General features: G+C 60.3%; 20 protein-coding genes. 10 read left to right on the forward strand and 10 right to left on the reverse strand.

Translation table 11 applies throughout. The annotated features are described in order from the left end of the window. Nucleotides 1-278: 278 nt before the first annotated feature. The 5 genes from J0I64_RS13430 to J0I64_RS13450 are packed head-to-tail and all read right to left on the reverse strand — an operon-like array spanning nt 279 to nt 4,872. Nucleotides 279-1,328 (reverse strand): extracellular solute-binding protein, encoded by a 1,050-nt coding sequence (locus tag J0I64_RS13430; protein ID WP_291409039.1) that lies wholly within the window; start codon nt 1,326-1,328, stop codon nt 279-281. Between the two features lie 28 nt (nt 1,329-1,356). Then, on the reverse strand, nt 1,357-2,190 hold the full coding sequence (locus J0I64_RS13435; protein WP_291409041.1) for an ABC transporter permease: 834 nt from the start codon (nt 2,188-2,190) through the stop codon (nt 1,357-1,359). Further along, nucleotides 2,187-3,026 carry an ABC transporter permease subunit gene (locus J0I64_RS13440; protein ID WP_291409043.1) on the reverse strand — a complete coding sequence of 280 codons (840 nt, stop codon included), beginning with the start codon at nt 3,024-3,026 and terminating at the stop codon, nt 2,187-2,189. Before J0I64_RS13440 ends, J0I64_RS13435 begins: the two co-directional genes overlap by 4 nt. Then, nucleotides 3,020-3,778: an MBL fold metallo-hydrolase gene (locus J0I64_RS13445; RefSeq protein ID WP_291409045.1), complete on the reverse strand. Its 759-nt coding sequence runs from the start codon at nt 3,776-3,778 to the stop codon at nt 3,020-3,022. The genes J0I64_RS13440 and J0I64_RS13445 overlap by 7 nt, the downstream gene beginning before the upstream one ends. Continuing rightward, the gene (locus J0I64_RS13450) at nt 3,775-4,872 is read right to left on the reverse strand and encodes an ABC transporter ATP-binding protein (RefSeq protein WP_291409047.1); all 1,098 of its coding nucleotides are present in this window, start codon (nt 4,870-4,872) and stop codon (nt 3,775-3,777) included. The genes J0I64_RS13445 and J0I64_RS13450 overlap by 4 nt, the downstream gene beginning before the upstream one ends. A gap of 160 nt (nt 4,873-5,032) precedes the next feature. On the opposite strand from J0I64_RS13450, the gene J0I64_RS13455 reads away from it, so the two are divergent. Next, entirely contained in the window at nt 5,033-5,797 is a 765-nt protein-coding gene (locus J0I64_RS13455) for an SDR family oxidoreductase (RefSeq protein WP_291409049.1), read from the forward strand. Between the two features lie 14 nt (nt 5,798-5,811). Here J0I64_RS13455 and J0I64_RS13460 read toward each other — a convergent pair whose 3' ends face one another. From J0I64_RS13460 to J0I64_RS13470, 3 genes are all read right to left on the reverse strand, one after another. Beyond that, nucleotides 5,812-6,699, reverse strand: coding sequence for an inositol monophosphatase family protein (locus tag J0I64_RS13460; protein WP_291409050.1), 888 nt, complete (start codon nt 6,697-6,699; stop codon nt 5,812-5,814). Beyond that, nucleotides 6,590-7,333: a FadR/GntR family transcriptional regulator gene (locus J0I64_RS13465; RefSeq protein WP_291409052.1), complete on the reverse strand. Its 744-nt coding sequence runs from the start codon at nt 7,331-7,333 to the stop codon at nt 6,590-6,592. Before J0I64_RS13465 ends, J0I64_RS13460 begins: the two co-directional genes overlap by 110 nt. A 133-nt stretch (nt 7,334-7,466) precedes the next feature. Further along, nucleotides 7,467-8,105 carry a transglutaminase-like cysteine peptidase gene (locus tag J0I64_RS13470; protein WP_291409054.1) on the reverse strand — a complete coding sequence of 213 codons (639 nt, stop codon included), beginning with the start codon at nt 8,103-8,105 and terminating at the stop codon, nt 7,467-7,469. Between the two features lie 228 nt (nt 8,106-8,333). On the opposite strand from J0I64_RS13470, the gene J0I64_RS13475 reads away from it, so the two are divergent. From J0I64_RS13475 to J0I64_RS13495, 5 genes are all read left to right on the forward strand, one after another. Next, on the forward strand, nt 8,334-8,852 hold the full coding sequence (locus tag J0I64_RS13475; protein ID WP_291409076.1) for a sigma-70 family RNA polymerase sigma factor: 519 nt from the start codon (nt 8,334-8,336) through the stop codon (nt 8,850-8,852). Beyond that, a complete protein-coding gene (locus J0I64_RS13480; protein WP_291409057.1) occupies nt 8,845-9,597 on the forward strand; it encodes an anti-sigma factor in 753 nt (250 codons plus the stop codon). Before J0I64_RS13475 ends, J0I64_RS13480 begins: the two co-directional genes overlap by 8 nt. Nucleotides 9,598-10,248: 651 nt before the next feature. Then, the gene (locus tag J0I64_RS13485; RefSeq protein WP_291409059.1) at nt 10,249-11,610 is read left to right on the forward strand and encodes a hemolysin family protein; all 1,362 of its coding nucleotides are present in this window, start codon (nt 10,249-10,251) and stop codon (nt 11,608-11,610) included. Nucleotides 11,611-11,615: 5 nt separating this feature from the next. Beyond that, nucleotides 11,616-12,653: a CNNM domain-containing protein gene (locus J0I64_RS13490; protein WP_291409061.1), complete on the forward strand. Its 1,038-nt coding sequence runs from the start codon at nt 11,616-11,618 to the stop codon at nt 12,651-12,653. Nucleotides 12,654-12,665: 12 nt separating this feature from the next. Further along, nucleotides 12,666-13,457, forward strand: coding sequence for a class I SAM-dependent methyltransferase (locus tag J0I64_RS13495; RefSeq protein ID WP_291409063.1), 792 nt, complete (start codon nt 12,666-12,668; stop codon nt 13,455-13,457). On the opposite strand, the gene J0I64_RS13500 is transcribed toward J0I64_RS13495, so the two are convergent. Further along, nucleotides 13,354-14,550, reverse strand: coding sequence for a YbfB/YjiJ family MFS transporter (locus J0I64_RS13500; RefSeq protein WP_291409065.1), 1,197 nt, complete (start codon nt 14,548-14,550; stop codon nt 13,354-13,356). The two genes, J0I64_RS13495 and J0I64_RS13500, sit on opposite strands and share 104 nt — an antisense overlap. 269 nt (nt 14,551-14,819) lie before the next feature. Between J0I64_RS13500 and J0I64_RS13505 the strand changes: the two genes are divergently transcribed. Genes J0I64_RS13505 through tsaA form a run of 4 tightly spaced genes read left to right on the forward strand, consistent with a single transcriptional unit; the run spans nt 14,820 to nt 18,154 of the window. Continuing rightward, a complete protein-coding gene (locus tag J0I64_RS13505; RefSeq protein ID WP_291409067.1) occupies nt 14,820-15,851 on the forward strand; it encodes an ABC transporter substrate-binding protein in 1,032 nt (343 codons plus the stop codon). 38 nt (nt 15,852-15,889) lie between these two features. Continuing rightward, the gene (locus J0I64_RS13510; RefSeq protein WP_291409069.1) at nt 15,890-16,867 is read left to right on the forward strand and encodes an iron ABC transporter permease; all 978 of its coding nucleotides are present in this window, start codon (nt 15,890-15,892) and stop codon (nt 16,865-16,867) included. Then, the gene (locus J0I64_RS13515; RefSeq protein WP_291409071.1) at nt 16,858-17,652 is read left to right on the forward strand and encodes an ABC transporter ATP-binding protein; all 795 of its coding nucleotides are present in this window, start codon (nt 16,858-16,860) and stop codon (nt 17,650-17,652) included. Before J0I64_RS13510 ends, J0I64_RS13515 begins: the two co-directional genes overlap by 10 nt. Then, nucleotides 17,642-18,154 (forward strand): tRNA (N6-threonylcarbamoyladenosine(37)-N6)-methyltransferase TrmO, encoded by a 513-nt coding sequence (tsaA, locus tag J0I64_RS13520; RefSeq protein ID WP_291409073.1) that lies wholly within the window; start codon nt 17,642-17,644, stop codon nt 18,152-18,154. Before J0I64_RS13515 ends, tsaA begins: the two co-directional genes overlap by 11 nt. Here the strand turns inward: tsaA and J0I64_RS13525 are convergent. Next, nucleotides 18,135-18,294 (reverse strand): TOBE domain-containing protein (locus J0I64_RS13525; RefSeq protein WP_291409078.1); only part of this gene is annotated, 160 nt, incomplete at its 5' end. The genes tsaA and J0I64_RS13525 overlap by 20 nt on opposite strands.

The following is an 18,294-nucleotide window of genomic DNA, read 5'->3' on the forward strand; positions in this document are numbered from 1 at the left end:
GTGAGGCAATCGCCTCAGATTTCTTTCCGCAAAACAAACCCACCGTCCGGTCACCCGGCAGCAAATCCGCCCTGTCAGAAGTCGCCGTCAGTGGGAACAACCAAGGCCGTTCACGTCGTCAGCGAGGCGGTATCTAAGTTAGACAAACCGACATGTCAACGGCTGTTTTCATTTTTCTCGACAATCTCTTCCGGCAGGCCAGGCACCATGTGTAAAACTTGGAGCTGGTCGATATCTGAGACGCGCGCGGTGCGCGCGCCCCAGGGGTTCAAACCGACCTACTGGCCGACGACAGCGTTCCAGCCACTGACGATATCAGCGACGGCGCCAGAGAACGATGCAAGGCTGGTCGGAAAATGGACATTCGCATAGGCAGCAGCAGGCAGAAATTTTGCGCTCACTTCCGCCGGGAGCTCTATGTCACGGGTCGGGTGGGCATAACCCGTCGCCAGCAGCGTTTGGCCTTCATCGGAAAAAATGAAGTCGATGGCGCCCTTCGCGGCATTGGGATTGGGAGCGGCTGCATTGATGTACTGGGAAAACAGCATTCCAACAGAGGCATCGCTTGGAATGATGACTTCGAGGGGCAGACCGGTTGCGTCGCGCTTGGCGAAGCCGTCGAAGTCGTAGACCAGCGAGATCGGGCATTCGCCCTTCTGGATCGAAGCGACATTGAGCACCACCCCGTCGCGAAGGTTGCCGGTGTCGCGCAACTGCTTGAACCACTCGATGCCCGGCTGAACATCAGCTTCGCTGCCGCCATTGGCATAGGCCGCGGCGAGCACCGAAGCAGTGGCGTAGGTCGACACGCGCGGGTCCCGTGAGCAAACCTGATCCTTGTATTCGGGCTTGAGAAGATCGTTCCAGGTTGCTGGCAGCGATTTGACTTGATCGGTGTTTACGAGGAACGCGATAGCGCCCCAATACCCGGCCGCCCAGCGGCCATCCGCATCCTTGAATTCGGGCTTGATGGCATCCCAGCTAGAGTTCTTGTAGCTGGCAGCAAGGTTTTCATCGACGAGACGCCCCAGGAAGTCATAGCCGATATCGGCAATGTCCATGACGGGGGCATTCTTTTCTGCCAGGAGCCGGGTGATCTGCTCGGCCGAGGTCATGTCGGTGTCGACGTGTTCGACGCCGTAGATTTCCTCGATTCGATTGAAGATCGCCCCGAGGTTCACCCAGTCGTCGGACATGCCATAGCTGACGAGATTGCCTTCGTGATGAGCCGCTTCAGTGATTTCGGCCGAGCTCTGGGCGTGGACCTGGGGCATAGCCAGACCCAAAACCGCGATACTGGCTGCATACTTCAGAATGGACTTGCGCATGATCTTGCTTTCTTGAGCGAGGGAGAGATCACACCGGAGCAGAAAGCCCCGGTGTGGAGGTTCGACGCGCCGGGGAGGACAGCAGCGCCATCGATACCAACCAGACAGCAGTGAAGCTGATCAGCGCCAATGCGCTGGCCTGACGGGCATCGAAACGGGTGAATTCGACGAGATAGATCGGCAGGGTCTTGAGGCGGGTGCCCACAAGCGCGTTGGCCAGAGCGAATTCGGAGAAGGCTGCGGAGAAGACCAGCAGGCTGCCGCTGAGCATGCCTCCGCGGATATTGGGTAGGATCACTCTGCGGAAAATCTGCCAATCATTGGCGCCCAGGCTGCGCGCGGCATTTGACAATGCCGTCGTATCCAGCGCCTCGAGACTGTTCATGACAGCCCGGTACATGAATGGCAGGGTGATTACGACATAGGAGGAGACCAGCATGAAAGGCGTATTCACGACCGGCAGCGGTAGCGGCGAATAGAGCCGGATCAGACCGAGCGCCAGCACCACCGCCGGGAAGCCGAAGGGGAGGATGGTGAGCACTTCAAGCAATGGTTTGGCACGCGGCAGACGCGTGTGAACCCAGAAGGCGGTTGGCGCAACGAGCGCCAGGGAGGCCAACGCCGTCGCAATCGAGAAGCTCAGCGAATTGGTAACCGATCTCTGAAAACCGCGCTCGGACAAGACCTTGGCCCACCAGTCGAGCGTTACGCCCTCGGGGAAAATGGTCCGATCCCACCGAACAGAGACGGAGAACAGTGCTGTGGCCACGACGGGCAGAACCATGAAAGCGAGGAAGAGCCCCATAGTCACGATACGCAACAACGCTCCGGACTTGCCGGACAGACTGCTTTCGCCGGTCATCGGGACGCCATCCCCTGCCGGCGAGCAAAAAGACGCTGCAGCCAGATGGCGGCGGCCATGACAAGCATGGACAGAACGGCGATAGCGTCGGCGAGCGCCGGATCGAGCTGAACCTCGCCACGAATAAGGGCAGCAATCTGCACCGTAACCAGTTCGACCGATGAGCCTGTCAGCGTCCAGGCAGTGGCATAGGCCCCAAAGGCATTGGCGAACAGCAGGCAAAAGCAGCTGGCAATGCTGGGGCGCAACAGCGGCAGCCCGACGCGCAGCCAATAGGCGCGACCGTCTGCGCCAAGGCTAGTCGCAGCTTCACGCCACTCCCGCTTGAGCCCCTGCACAGAGGGCAAGAGCAAAAGCACTGCCAATGGGATCTGGAAATAGAGATAGGCGACGATCAGGCCGGTCACAGAGTAGATGCGGAAGCCGGGATAGAGATCGATGCCGACCAGACCGAGCAGCATGGTGATCATCCCCGTCGAGCCCAGGGCAATTATGAAAGCAAAGGCGAGAGGCGCACCACCGAAGCTGGCGGTGACAGTCGAAAGAGCAGTCACCACATTGCGCCAACGCCTGCTACGGCTCGTCTGAACCAGATAGGCGATGACGAGACCGACTGCCGTGCCAAGGAGTGCCGTCGCCAACGAGAGGCCCGTACTGTTGGCAAACGCGGTAACGATAGCGGGACGCGCCGCCCTTACGAAGTTCACGACGGAAGGACCTCCCCCATCGGAAAAGGCGGAGAGTACAAGGCCACCGAGCGGCAACAGCTCAAACGCGGTGATGAAAACAAGGAACGGAACGAGGCCAAGCCAGGCCAGACGAAAATGCCTCAGCATGTCACCACAGTCCCGTCGATGGCGAGAGTCAGCCTACCCTTGAACTCTGTCGCAGCCTGCGCAGCAGCCAATGCGTGGTCGGTATCTGGATAAGTGTGGGTGAGGATGAGATGGCGCACCCCGGCCGATTGGGCGATTCGAGCGGCAGACAGGGCGGTCAGATGATCATCGGTCTCGAAGGGGGCAAGAAACGAGCACTCGCAGAGGAACAAGTCTGCGCCGCGCGCGATATCGACCATGGCAGGGATATCGGCGGCGTCGCCGCCGTAGACAAAGATGCCTGCCGCCGTTTCGAGCCGGAATGCCAGGCTGTTGCTGGTGTGACCTGTCAGCGCCACCTCGACGAGGACGCCTTCTATCTGGTGCCTGCCAACGGCAAGCTCGACGAATTCAAGCAAATAGCTTTCCGGAACGGCATCACGGAAAACCGTCAGCAGCCGTTCGACGAAACTTTCGAGGCCATAACAACCGACAAGGCGCAGCGGACGCGTCCGCTCCCAGCCGGGTGTCGCATTGTTCGCCTGCAGCAAGGTGACGATGTCGAGCACATGGTCAGGGTGCAAATGAGAAATGAACAGCAGGTCGATCGATTTGTAGTCGACACCGCTGGCCGCGAGACGCTGCAGCGAACCAGGCCCGAGGTCAAAAATATAGGTAGCATCGCCCACTCGCAGGAGATGACACGCAGGCGCGAGCCCAGGATTGGGCAGGATTGTCCCTGCCCCAACGACCGTCAGCTCCAACCCGTTCATGCCGCAGCTCCCACGATGACATGGGCCGCATCGGGGGTGAAGCTGGCGACGATGGGCGAACCCGGCAAAAGCGTGCCCCCGAGCGCCGCGGGTACGCTCGCCCTGATCCGCAGGCCTGAACCGGTTTCGAGGTCAATGTGACGCGACCCACCCTGAAAGGCGCTGCCAGTTATGCGACCAGTCAGCTCGTTTGTGTGACAAGCGGCCTCAGGCGAGCGCAGGGTCATGAGTTCGGGGCGCACGACGACGGCGATTGCCGCCCCAGCGCCGACCCCTGTCAGGCTGGTTGGATCAAGGGCGAAATGACCATCGCCGAGATCGACCTGCCCCCGCCTCGGATCGACAACAGTTCCCTCGAGCACGTTACCTCGCCCAATGAAATCGGCCACGAAGCGCGTTGCGGGACGGGCATAAACCTCCTCGGGCGTGCCGGCCTGTTCGATCCGCCCGTCGCGCATGACGATGACCCGATCTGAGATAGCGAGCGCCTCTTCCTGATCGTGCGTAACGAAAAGAGTCGTCACGCCCAGGCGCTGCTGAATTTCGCGAATGGCGGCGCGCAATTCATGACGAATGACCGCATCGAGTGCGCTCAAAGGCTCATCGAGGAGCAGCATTTGTGGGTTGATCGCGAGCGCGCGTGCAATTGCGACCCGTTGCTGTTGGCCGCCACTGAGCTGATCGGGATATTTTTCGCCTGCGCGGGGCAGCCCAACCAAACTGAGAAGGGACGCGATGCGTTGTTCGATCTCTGCCTTAGGACGGCGCGCGATACGCATGCCAAAGGCGATGTTCTCGGCAGCATTCAAATGCGGAAAAAGCGCATAATTCTGGAAGACGACGCCCATGCCGCGCTGATGGGCTGGCTTGGCAAGCACCGACTGCCCAGCGATAGTCACGGAGCCGGCGTCAGCCGTCTCAAAACCGGCGATCAAGCGCAGCGTCGTGGTCTTGCCGCAGCCCGACGGGCCAAGCAGTGAAACGAACTCGCCGCGACCAATCTCGAGGTCGAGATTCTGCAGCGCATGCAAACCATCGAAGCTCTTGTCGAGCCCCTGGATACGCACCCAGGCCTTATCTCCATCTGCCGCCACGAAAAACTCCACGCGCCGAAAACGGGCGTGTTCAACCATGGTTAGGTGACTGTCGTGTGACATTATTCATATTATTCATACTATTGGCCCGTTGGCCTGCGCATGGGCGTCACACGAGTGGTCTATGAGCTTGTGCCGAACTTGCTTCAGGACAATCGACATGAGCGTAAGCCGCTTTGCCAACTACCCAAGCCTTGAGGGCCGCAGCGTCCTGATTACCGGGGGCGCATCGGGGATCGGGGCAAGCCTGGTCGCCAATTTTTGCGCGCAGGGCGCACGGGTCAGCTTTCTCGATATCGACATTGAAGCCGCCGACCGTCTCGTGGAGGCGATACCCAACAACAAACCCTGCTTCGTCGCTTGCGACCTTCGGGACACAGGGGCCGTTGCCGAAGCGGTCAACAAGATTGGCCTGAACCAGGGGCCGATTGCCGCTCTCTGCAACAATGCCGGGAATGATGACCGGCACCGTACTCTCGATATCGACGCCGCCTATTGGGATGACCGGATGGCGGTCAATCTGCGCCACCAGTTCTTCGCCGCCAAGGCGGTGATTCCCCAAATGAAAGTCCTGGGCGGCGGATCGATCATCAATTTGGGCTCAATCACCTGGATGGTGGGAGACGCCGATTGCCCCGCCTATGTAACAGCAAAGGCCGCGGTCTATGGGATGACGCGAGCTCTGGCGCGAGAATTCGGGCCTGATGCCATAAGGGTCAATTGCCTTGTTCCGGGCTGGGTCATGACCGAACGGCAGAAAGCGCTGTGGCTCAACGAAGCTGGAGAGCGCCAAATCGCTGAGCGGCAATGTCTTACCGCACGTCTCCAGCCCGATGATATTGCGCGCATGGCGCTTTTTCTCGCCGCCGACGACAGCGCCATGTGCACCAGCCAGCAATATATCGTGGATGCCGGCTGGGTCTGATCGGGCAACGCCCGCTACGCGCGATCGAGGAGGTCCGTCAGGGTTTCCCTAAATGCAGGGGCGCAGGCGAGGGCAGGATGGCCGCGTGTAGCGTCCGGGGGAAAGGCCATGCTCCACCCACCGGCCTCCTCGACAAGCAGAAGACCGGCCAGCACATCCCAGATGAAAAGGTCCTGCTCCATATAGGCTTCGAGTCGACCGCAGGCGACTTGGGCAAGGCCGAGCGCAGCAGACCCCTGTTGCAGGAAGCTGAAACCTTCAGCAAGGGCGCCGCCCAGAAGGGCGAGGTACCGACCTTCCGCCAACCTCGTCGAATAGCCAATATCGACGACAGCATCCTCTGGAAGGCTTGCCTCGCTTACCCCGATCCGCCTGTCATTCAGGAAGGCACCCCGCCCTTTTCGTGCCGAAAACAACTCGCGGGTCGCCGGATTATAAACAATACCCAACAACACCTCGCCCTCCTCGACGAAGGCAAGCGAAATGGCAAAATGGGCGATGCCACGCGCAAAGTTCTGCGTGCCATCGACAGGATCGAGAACCCAGATCCGGCGTCCCGGCATTCCGGAGCTTTCCTCGGAAACAAGCGCGTCCTCAGGAAACGTCCTGCTTATGGCTTCTCTCGCCAGGCTATCGATCTCGAGGTCTATGCTGGTGACGAGGTCATGACGCCCCTTGTTTTGAACTGCAAAGCTGCCCGCACTACGAAATCCGGCAAGAGCAATTTCACCAGCCTGACGGCAGAGGTCGAGTGCAAACCGGTAGCGTTCATCTAGACCAGGGTATGACATCTCAACCACTGGCCCGTTGAGAACGTCGCGCCCCGAGCGAGCGACGGACGTCTTCCTCGGCCTCATCGAGCAATACCAGAACAGCAGCGCTGGCACGATCCGCGTCGCCAATCGCGATCGCCTCAAGAAGGTGACGATGAAGCACGAGAGAGGCGCGCTGACCCTGGGGGTTGTCGTCCGTGAGATGGAAGCTGACCACAAGGGCAGTTTCGATCACCGACGCGAGCGAACTGAACAACTCGTTGCCGGTCATGCGAAGGATCGCCTGGTGAAATGCAAGGTCTGGCTCGGCGAACCTTATGCTGTCATCGGCATAGTGCTCCATGAGCGCTAAGTGGCGCTCAAGAGTAGCGATATCCGCTGGCGTCGCACGCTCCGCTGCCAGCCGTGCAGCCATCGGCTCTATCGCCCGCCGCAACTCGAAGATGGACTTCGCCTCCTCGCTCTTAATGCCGGCGGAGAACCGCCAGTTGAGGATGTCGGAATCAAGAAAATTCCAATCGTGGCGCGCGCGAACGCGCGTCCCGGTCTTGGGCCGGGATTCAACCATGCCCTTGGCCGCCAGCACCTTTACCACCTCGCGAATGACCGTACGGCTGACACCGAACTGCAGGCTGAGGTCGTCGGCATTGGGCAGGACGGCACCCGGCGCGATATCCCCACGCACGATGCTTTGCCCAAGCTGATTCAGCACCGCGGCGTGAAGACCGCCCAGAGAGGTTAGTTGTACAGGTGAAAACGCCACAAAAGTCTCACTTCTCCAAGAAGACGTGAGAATGATATTATCATATGAATATATCGCGACAACCGAACGATAGCGCCCGGGACCATAACTGTCCCCCGACGGTCCCAGCACCTCCAGCCCATATCGGAGGGCGCTACTGCGCCGTGGAAGCGGTAATGACCACGTTGCGATCGTCCCAGATATCGACCCATTTCGCCAGGCTGGCCTGAGACTGGCGCTTGAGAAAGCGATACGGTGTCTGGTTCCAGACGCGAATTTCTCCCTCGAGATTATCCAGAATGAGGTCGCCGCGATCGGTCCGGACCATCAGCACGGCGTGACCTTCGCCATTGGCCTGCCGCACGACTGTCATGAGCAGGGTACTGGGGGCCCAGCCGAGCTGGATCAGCTCGCGGCGTTTTTCCAGGGCGATGTCATCGCAGTCGCCATAACCGTCGTTGGGATAGGTCCAGAACTCTTCAACACCGTAGAGGTCCATGTCGCTCATGGGAATGATACGGGCGTTGACGCTGGCATTTACCCAGAGCAGTTCGGTCCACTTTTCCTGGGTCAGGATCTCTGCCTGCTTGACCTTTGCAAACGGCTTGCACTCGCCAGGAAGCCGCGAGCAAAAATCATATGCTCCGATGGGAATGCTGGTGCCCCTGCTCGAGACCGGGACGAAGGCGGCATTCGTGAAATCGATGCTCTGGGCCGAAACCGGCATGGCAAACCCAAAAGCTGCGGCACAGCAGAGCAAAACACTTGCAAAAACAGCATACCGATTGGCCATGTCGTGCTCTCCTTTTCTGGGAGCACGCTAGGGGACCGCTGTTGTCCTGATCGAAAAACAGCCAAGTAGTTTTGATTCAAATTTTACCGATACTACCCGATGCAATACGGCGGTTCCGTCTGTCGAAGCGCAAACTATGGCGCCCCGCAAAACCACCTCAGGCCAGCCATAGAAAAAGTGCAGCTACGTTGGAAGGGTTTGGAACAGTTCGACGTATATTATGTCACGATGCCGAAAAAACCGTTCAAGGTGGATACCCACCTGCCTGATCTTCGTCGCTACGCCCTTGCCTTGACGCGGCGGGGCGATGACGCCGAGGACTTGGTGCAGGAAGCTTTGGCGCGTGCCTATGATCGCCGCGCTTCTTTCAGGGTCGGTAGCGCGCTCAAGCCGTGGTTGATGGCAATTCTTCGCCACGCCTTCATAGATGGGCTGCGTGCCAGAAACATTCGGCAAAAAAACGAAGCTGCCATGGAGCCGGCATCAGCCGTCATGCCTCCGAACCAGGAGGACGCCGTACGCCTGGCCCAGGTACGCAGAGCCTTTCTCCAGCTACCAGACGAACAGCGCGAGGCCCTGCATCTTGTCGCGATCGAGGGACTGACCTACCCCGAGGCGGCACAGATACTGGGCATACCCGAGGGTACAGTACTCTCCCGCGTCTCGAGAGCACGCCACGCCCTGCGCGAGCGAGAAAGCGAGACGTGGGCATCGCACCTCAAAATTGTTGGACGGCGCAATGACTAGCGATCCCATAACGGAACAAGACCTTGCCTATTACGTCGACGACCAGCTTGGTGCGGCGCGGCGGGTGGAGGTCGAGGCCTATCTGGCAAAAACCCCTGAAAAGGCGGCCGGCGTCATGGAAGATCTCCGATCGACCCATGAGCTGAAACTGGCCATGACCGATTCCGCAATTACGGCCCAGCCACTCACGACGAAACGCGCGAGACGTCTGGAGGGAGCCTTGCTGCGGCGTCTTTTTCTTCACCGGCTGAGGCCTGTCTTCGTCGTCACGTTTTTGGTGGGGGCCGGCGCGCTGGTGGGTAACCTGGCAGCTCAGCGGCCACACGATGGCGAGATGAACTACTATATGGAAGCGGCCCTCCAGGCACACTCGATCAGTCAGCTTCGGGCAGTAATGGTTTCGCAGCCCGAAGCGCCGGAATATGATCGAGAGGAGCTGTTGTCCGCGACCGCAATCGTGATGCCTGAACTGCCGGAACAGTGGGACGTCACCGACGTTCAGGTCTATCCCTCCTGCTTCGGGCCAAGCGTCGAGATGGCAATCGATTCCGCAGACCTCGGGAAAGTATCGCTTTTTGCGGCAAGGCCGGGCTATTTCAGCGTCCTGCCGCCGACGGTCGAGCAGCACGGGCAGAGCACACTCGGTCATTGGCAGGTTGGCGAGATCGCCTATGTCCTTGTCAGCTCGAGCGATGAGAAGACCGTCCGAACCATCGCCTCCACGCTCTTTGACACGTTGTACTGACGGGCATGACGTTCCTCGATCATCTTAGCTTCACCCGCATTCACCAAAATACCCTCATGCCATACAGAAAGGCGACTTCGACGTGACATCCCCCAGCAGACCAACGACGGCCACCTCGGCTCTTAGGTCCAGATGAACGAACCGAGTCGAAGTCCCGCCGAGGACGATGAGCCGTCACATGACGACTGTCGTTTCTCGGCAGATATGATGCGAGACAAGGCGGCAAGCCGGGCATATTCGTATTCGCATCAGGGGCCAGACGGCCCCATCCGGCCCAGGGGCGACCGCAAAGCCCGCCGTGCCCCCAAGATCCTCCGCGAGAGGCACCGGCACGCCTGGCCTTTGGAGCCGGCGAACGGGCGCACTCATCCCTTGGCCGCCGCAGCCTCCAGCAGGATCGTCTCGCTAGCGCCGACACCCAACAACGTCCTCAAATCGGCGGCCAGTCTTGCCGGACGCATTGGCAGGGCGTCAGGCCAGGACTTTGCTCTGCCCGGCTGTTCGCCGGCATGAACACCTCCCCCTTCAAATGCAACTCGACCAAGGTGCAAAGCGTCTCTTCACGGAAAGCGCTGTTGCCTGCCGTGTCGTCGATGCTCCCCATCTCCTCGCCAGATGCCCGTCCCACACTCATGATCGTTGCCAATTTCCATGCTTGAACCCCTGCTTCTTCTTCTGATTGGCATTCTGGTCATCCTCGCCATCATCGCGGCAAACGGCTACTTCGTTGCCCAGGAATTCGCCTACATGGCCGTCGATCGCACCAAACTGGCAGCGCTCGCGGCACAGGGCGATGTCGCCGCAAAACGCGCCCTCTCTGTTACCAAGCGAACCAGTTTCATGCTGTCAGGCGCCCAGCTCGGCATCACGGTCACCGGCCTGCTGGTCGGCTACGTTGCCGAGCCGCTTGTCGGCCAGTCTCTGGGCACGCTTCTGGGCGGCGTTGGCGTGCCGGCTTCCGTGGGGGTCAGCGTCGGCACGGTGTTGGCGCTGATGCTGGCAACGGTGGTCCAGATGATCTTTGGTGAGTTGTTTCCAAAGAACCTGGCGATTGCGGCACCCGAGCCACTGGCCAAGGCGCTCGCCATGTCGACGACCCTCTATCTGTCCGTGTTCGGCTGGATCATCAGCTTCTTCGACATCTCAGCAAATCTCTTCCTGCGTATGCTGCGCATCGAACCCGTCCACGACCTCGATGTCAGCGCATCAGCCGAAGACCTGCCCCATATCATTGCCGACTCCCGCGAAAGTGGCGACCTACCGCTCGAACTCTCGCTGATGATGGACCGCATCCTCGACTTCTCTCATCGCAACGTGGAACACGCCATGGTGCCGCGAGCGCAGGTGGACTGGATCGACCCCGATTGTACCGTCGGGGAGGTGCGCGAGTTGATGGCACGCGCCCACACCCGCTATCCCGTGGTCGACGACGAGGACTCTCCGGTGGGTGTGGTGCAACTGACCGACATCCTGCCATTCATCAAGGCCGCAGCACTCGACACCCCGGCCAGCGCCATCATGCGCCCAGCGTCCGTCGTTTCCACGCTCATGCCGCTGCCGGACGCCCTCCAGCGTTTGGCTGAGAGCGGCGACCGAATGGTCTGCGTCATCGACGAATATGGCGGTTTTGCCGGCATTTTGACGATCGAGGACATTGCCATGGAAATCGTCGGTGAGATTACCGACGAGCACGATCTCGACGTTGTTCTTCCTGTCCATGCCGAAGCCGAGGGTGTCTGGATCATGGAGGGCGATGTGCACCTGGATGAGGTCGAGCGCCACCTCAACCAGACGCTCCCGCGAGGCGATTTCGAAACCATAGCGGGTCTCCTGATCGCGGAACTGGGTCGCCTGCCAGACCCGGCAGACACCGCGATCGTGGAGCTGCCCATCGAAGCCTCCGACCTCGTCGCCGAAGATCCGGTACCGCGTCGGCTCGAGGTCGAAGTGCTTGAGATCGAGCGCCACGTCCCAACGAAAGTGCGCGTCAAACTGATCGAGGAAGAGGAGTAACAGACATGACCGGTCCGATATTCGTCACCCTCGCTACCCTTGCTCTCATCCTCCTCAGTGCGTTCTTCGTAATAATCGAGTTCGCACTGATGGGGGCACGCCGCCACCGCCTGGAGGAGCTGGCACCACATAGCGGCTCGGCGCGCGCAGCCCTGCGCGGCATGAACGACCTGACGCTGATGCTGGCAGGCGCGCAGCTGGGCATCACCGTTTGCACCTTTGCCCTCGGCGCGATCACCAAGCCCGCCGTCGATTCCTTTCTAGGACCGATCTTCCTGGGCTGGGGCATGCCCTATCTCGTTGCGGACAGTGCGTCCTTCCTGCTTTCGATGTTCTTCGTCACCTTTCTCCACCTTGTTGCGGGAGAGATGGCCCCAAAATCCTGGGCAATCGCACATCCAGAAAAGTCGGCGCTGGCCATCGGCACGATTTCGCAGGCCTATATCTGGCCGTTGCGCCCAATGCTCATCTGGATCAATCGCATTGCCAACAAACTGGTGCACGCCGCGGGCGTCGAACCCGTGGAAAGCGCTGCCGTGGGCGGGCAGGACGTCGCCACCATCCGGCAGCTCGTCGACCACTCGGCCGATGTCGGTGCGCTTGAGCCAGTGGTGCACCAACAGTTGTCTGCGCTGATTGACCTGGGCTCCAAGCCGGTTGCGAGCCTGCTGGCATCCTCACAAGTGACTTCGGTCAACGCTGACGCCAGTATCGCCGATGTGCGGGATGTGGCGTCAAGCTCGGGACACATGCGTATCGTGATGGCCAATCCGCTGCAGCCGATGGTCGTGCATCTGAGGGACACCCTGCTCAAGGATGACGATGCACCCGCCGCAAGTGTGGCACGGACCGCTTTCGTTCTCGACGCGGAAACACCGATATACGAAGCCATGGCCAACATGCGCGCCGCCAGCGTCCAGCTTGCCGTTATCACGCGAGGTGACAAAATAAGCGGCGTCATTACTCTAGCGGACATCCTGCAACGCCTCTTGCCCGAGGGGAATCGGAAGAAAGCGGGGCAGGAAGCAATTGCAACCAGCTAGCGGTCAACGCCGATGGCCCGTAAGGTCAATGAAGCAATGAACGGCCTTTATGAAGACGCCGAGCTCTACGACCTTGTCGCACCGCGCGACGAAGCCATGGAGCGCTTTTATGTCGAGGCCACCGGCGGTGCGGCCCGAAGCGTTCTGGAACTGGCCTGCGGCTCCGGACGTGTCGCTCTTCCTCTCGCAGAAAGCGGGGCGCGGGTGACTGCTGGCGACCTGTCCAAGACGATGCTGGAACAGGCAAGAACTGCTGCCAAACGTGACGGGAGTCGCGTCGAATTCCTCGAATTGGATATGCGGGACTTTGACCTTGGCAGGCAGTTTGACGCCATCGTAGTTGCCGCCAATTCTCTCATGCATTTGCTGACCGCAGAAGATCTTGGCGGGACCTTTGATGCGATCCGGCGGCACTTGGCGCCGAACGGCGTACTCGCCTTCGATGTCTTTGTTCCCAATGCCCGGTTGCTTAGCCAGCCTCCAGGCACGCGCCAGCGACTGGGCACTTTCCAACATCCCAGGTTGGGAAGCGTTTTGATCGATGAAGAAATCGTCTACGATCCGGTCTCACAGATCAGTCAGGCGGACTGGTTCTGGTCTACCCAGTCAGCCCCCGCATTTCGGCACACGACGATCTCTATGCGTCAGATTTATCCGCAAGAACTGCTTCTACTGCTGCGTCGGAGCGGATTGGAGCCGATCAGCCGTTTCGGCGATTTTGATCGGCGCCCTCTGACGGCGGAAAGCTGGCGACAGATCTGTTTGTGCCGACCGCTGGGAAGCTCAGCGCGGCCGCGAGCATGAGGACAACCGCAGCCACAGCCAGCGACGCGTCGAATGCCTGGGTCTGCGCGAACAGGTAGCTGGCGATCAACGGGCCAATGATCTGACCGAGGCCATAGGCTGCCGTCATGATGGCAAGGATATTGAAGCGAAGCATGTGGGCCACACGTCGTGCGGCAGGCATGGCGATGGTGACAGTTCCCATAAAGGTTCCACCAACTAACAGCGCGCTCAGCAAATAGGGCACGGGCGCATGCAGCAATGGCAGCGCCACCCCGATGCCTTGAACGATGAGGTTTGCGCAAAGCGACAGATTGGTCCCCCATTGCCGGTAAAGTCTGTGCCAGAGGAAGCAAGACGGGATGGCGGCTGCGCCAAAGATCGCCCAGACGTGGACCGGATCGATCGGCGCGATCGCCTCCTTGACCAGAAGTGGTAGGTAGGTAGCTGTGACAATGTAGCCGAACCCCGCAAGGCCATAGATGACGATCAACCGTCTCGCGCCGACCGTGCCGGGCCTGTCCTCGTCACGCGGAGAGTCCCGGCCGGATCGCTTTTCTCTTTCTAGGACGACCTGAATAACGATCGCCATGCCGCCGCATACCAGGCAGGCAAGGCCAAGGAGCAGCCAAATGCTCCAACTTGAAAGCGAAAGCACGCTGCCGGCTGCAATGACCTCAGCCGAAAACAGGATACCGATACCGACGCCCGAAAATAGCGCCGGAGAACCGTTATGCTGCCCTCGGTCACTGAGCAGCCAGCGCGAGGCTGCTACCATGGTCACTGCACTTGCAACGCCCGATAGGCCGCGGATAACGACCAGCAGCCATTCAGGCTGTGGCAGCGCCAGAAGCGCCAGTGTAAGCGCGGTCGCGGCGATGGATACGGCACACAGCATTCGGCTTGGAACGCTGGACAGCGCCGCGGTCAGAAGGGCGCCGACAAGATAGCCCGCATAATTCGCCGACGCAGCATAAGACCCGCCCGTGAGCGACAACTGACCGTCAGCAACCATGAGCGGATAGAGACCCGTAAACGCAAACCGGCCAAACCCCATACCCACGACAAGTACAAGGGCCGCCGCGACCTCCGCCAGACGTTCGCTTCTGATCATGAGGCACTCCCCAAAACATCCGCTCGCGAAGGGCCCGCCTTCGCAGAGGCAGCAGCGGCGCAACACCGTTTCAGTCGCAGTTCACCGAGTCGCTGCCACGTCCAAAATCACTTTTGGCCATCTCGAGCTTCCATGTGAACGCCCGAATTGAGCGGAGCAGCTTTGCACTCGCCATCGGACGGCCAGCCGGTTACCTTCGCCCTCGATATGTTTTGTCAAACATATCGTTGTGGCCTACTACTCGGCATTGATTTCAACGGGAGACATCGATGCTCGGACGCCTGCTCGCCTTGACTGCTCTTGCCCTCGGCTCCACCGCCATTCACGCGCGCGAATTTACCGACGCCGGCGGGCGCGTTGTCGAAATCCCCGATGATATCGGCGTCGTTTTGCCAGCAGGGCCACCGGCAGCAGTTCTGGTCTATACGCTCGCCCCCCATAAACTCGCCGGTTGGGTCAACGAACCAAGCAAGTCGGCTCAAGAGTTCCTCACCCCGGAAGCTGCCGCACTTCCGGCCTTTGGCCGCCTCACTGGCCAGGGCGGCAGTGCGAATATGGAGGTCGTACTCCAGGCCAATCCTGACGTCATTATCGACGTCGGCACGGTCAACGACACCTATATCGACTTGGCCAATCGCGTGCAGGAACAAACGGGGATTCCCTATATCCTCATCGACGGCAGCTTCGAAAAGTCAGGGGACACCTACCGCCTCCTGGGCGACCTTCTTGGCGCATCCGCGCGCGCCGACCTGCTTGCCACCTATGCCGATGAAACCCTTTCTCAACTGACCACAACCCTCGATAGCGTGCCTGCCGCCCAGCGACCGACTGTCTACTACGGCCGCGGTGACGAGGGTCTCGAAACCGGTCTCTCCGGGTCGATCAATGTCGAAATTCTGGAAGCCGCCGGCGCCACCAATGTCGCGGCAGCGGCAGGCAAAGGTGGCCTATCCGAGGTCTCGCTCGAACAGATTCTTGTCTGGAATCCCGATATCGTTGTTGCCGCCCGCGCCAGCTTTGCCAAGGCCGCGCTGTCCAATCCCGATTGGGCCGGTATCAAGGCAGTCGCTGATGGCGCCGTCTATGTTGCGCCTGCGCTGCCTTTCGGCTGGATCGACTCCCCGCCCTCGGCCAATCGGTTGATTGGGGTCCGCTGGCTGCAGGAGCTGTTCTATCCCGAAGCCGTCGACATCGACCTGACGGCGGAAACCAAGGAGTTCTTCAATCTGTTCTACGGTGTCGACATCACGGATGAGCAGGTCGGGAAGCTGCTTGCGGGGGCCCTGCCAGCCGTCAACTGAAGTCGTTGGGCTCCCTGAGCAAAATATCGACAGGAGCAATGGCCGCCGCTTTGCTGGCGGTCATTGTTCTTGCCATGTCTATCGGCAAATTCCCCCTTTCACTTAGCGAGCTTGCCGATGCCTGGCTCGGCTGGACCTGGGGAAAAACGGAATACGATCCAACGATCCAGACCGTGATCTGGAATGTCCGAATGCCACGCATTGTCGCTGGCATCTTGATTGGCGCATCACTGGCTGCGGCAGGCGCGACCTTCCAGGCACTGTTCCGTAATCCGCTGGTGGCCCCGGACATCCTTGGTGTCTCGACCGGGGCTAGCCTCGGGGCGGTGCTTGGCATTTTCCTCTCGCTCCCCGTTATCGCCATCCAACTCGCCAGCTTTGCCGGCGGCATCGCTGCAGTGCTGGCGGTTTACGCGGTCGGCCTCGCGCTCAGGCACCGGGACCCGGTGCTGACGCTGGTACTGGCTGGCGTTGCGATTTCGGCCATAGCGGGCGCCGGCATATCGCTCATAAAGATCCTGGCCGACCCATACGATCAACTTCCGGCCATCACCTATTGGCTGCTCGGCAGCCTCACCTCCGTTACCCGCGGCGATGCCTTCGGCATCTTGCCGGCCGTTCTGCTTGGTCTCGTCCCCCTCTTCGTACTGCGCTGGCAGGTCAACCTCATGTCTCTTGGCGATGAAGAGGCTCGGGCGCTGGGTGTCGATACGCGCATCCTCCGGCCCGTTCTCATTGCTGCCGCGACGCTCGTCACCGCCTCGTCTGTGTCGATAGCTGGCGCTATCGGCTGGATCGGCCTAGTCATTCCCCATATTGCCAGACTGCTGGTTGGCCCCGACTTCCGTCGTCTGCTTCCTGCCTCAATGCTGTTCGGCGCCATTTTTCTGCTGATCGTCGACATTCTGGCGCGTACCATCGCCCGGATCGAAGTGCCCCTGGGCATCCTGACCGCCGCAATCGGCGCCCCATTCTTCCTCTGGCTTCTGGCTTCCGGGAGGCGCGGATGGCAGTAAGTTTCGCCCTCGACAGTCTCAGTGTGGGATACCATGGCAGACCCGCGCTCTCCGATATCTCTATGAGTATCTCAGCCGGCGTCACGTGCCTTCTCGGCCCCAACGGCGTAGGCAAGACCACGCTCTTTAAGACCATGTTGGGGCTCCTCTCACCCACGTCAGGCGCGATCAGCCTCTTTGATCGCCCGCTGCCGCGTTGGAGCCGGCAAGAATTCGCGCGAACAGTCGGTTACGTTCCGCAAGCCCACACCGCACTCTTTCCCTATTCGGCACTTGACGTCGTGTTGATGGGTCGAGCGCCACATCTTGCCCCCTATGGCGCCCCCTCTCGTCTTGACGAAGAGATTGCGCACCAAAGCCTGGAGGCGCTTGGGCTGTCGCACCTGTCGGCACGCGCCTATACCGAACTTTCGGGCGGCGAGCGCCAGCTGGTGCTCATAGCGCGCGCGCTGGCCCAGGAGCCTCGCATTCTTGTCATGGACGAACCTACCGCCAGCTTGGACTACGGCAATCAGATGCGAGTCCTTGATCGCATCCGCTCGCTCGCCGATGCCGGCCTGACGGTTATTCTCTCCACTCACCACCCTGACCATGCGCTGAGGGTCGCTGATGCCGTGGCGCTGATCTCGGGCGGTCGTCTTCATGCGTTCGGTGCGCCCCGTGCCGTGCTGACACCAAAGAACCTTCATCGTCTTTATGGCGTCGATGTCGTCATAGGCACCCTGCCCGGCGCCGTATCTTCTTCAATCGCCCCCAGAGCCAAGGAGTCTTCCGATGGTGCGTGAGCAGGAAATCCGTCCTGGAGAGCTCCAGGTCGAGATGCCGGAAAAACCGAGCGCCGGCCTATTCTATATCGGCCGCATCGAAACGCCGTGGACGTCCCGCATGGATTGCCCGCGGCAGGGGCGCCATGACGGGCCGCTCTGCCGCATCGAAATCTTCGAGCCTTGGACTGCCGGCTTACAGGATGTCGCGCTCTACGGGCGGCTGGAACTGCTCTACTGGCTCGACCAGTCCCGGCGCGATCTGGTGCTGCAAAGTCCAAAAAGCGACGGCACGACCCGCGGTGTCTTCTCGATCCGCTCGCCCGTACGGCCCAATCCGATAGCGACCTCGATCGTCAAGCTCGAGCGCATCGAAGGCAACATACTCTACGCGCGCGGCCTCGATTGCCTGAACGGAACGCCGCTACTCGACATCAAGCCCGACCGTACATTGTTTTCGCCGCTGGCGGCCGCCCAGAAAGGCGATTTTGACGTCGGCGATATCAGTCTACCGCGACCATGACGTCAGAAGCCTTCACCACTGCATAGGCGTCTTTGCCGACTTCAAGACCAAGCTCATCGACCGCCTGGTTGGTAATCGAGGCTGTCACGATGGAGCCACCAATATCGATGCGGACATGGGCCGTCGTTGCGCCCTTGGTG

Origin of the sequence: Devosia sp. (genome assembly GCF_017307565.1) — a bacterium.
Taxonomy (GTDB): Bacteria; Pseudomonadota; Alphaproteobacteria; order Rhizobiales; family Devosiaceae; genus Devosia.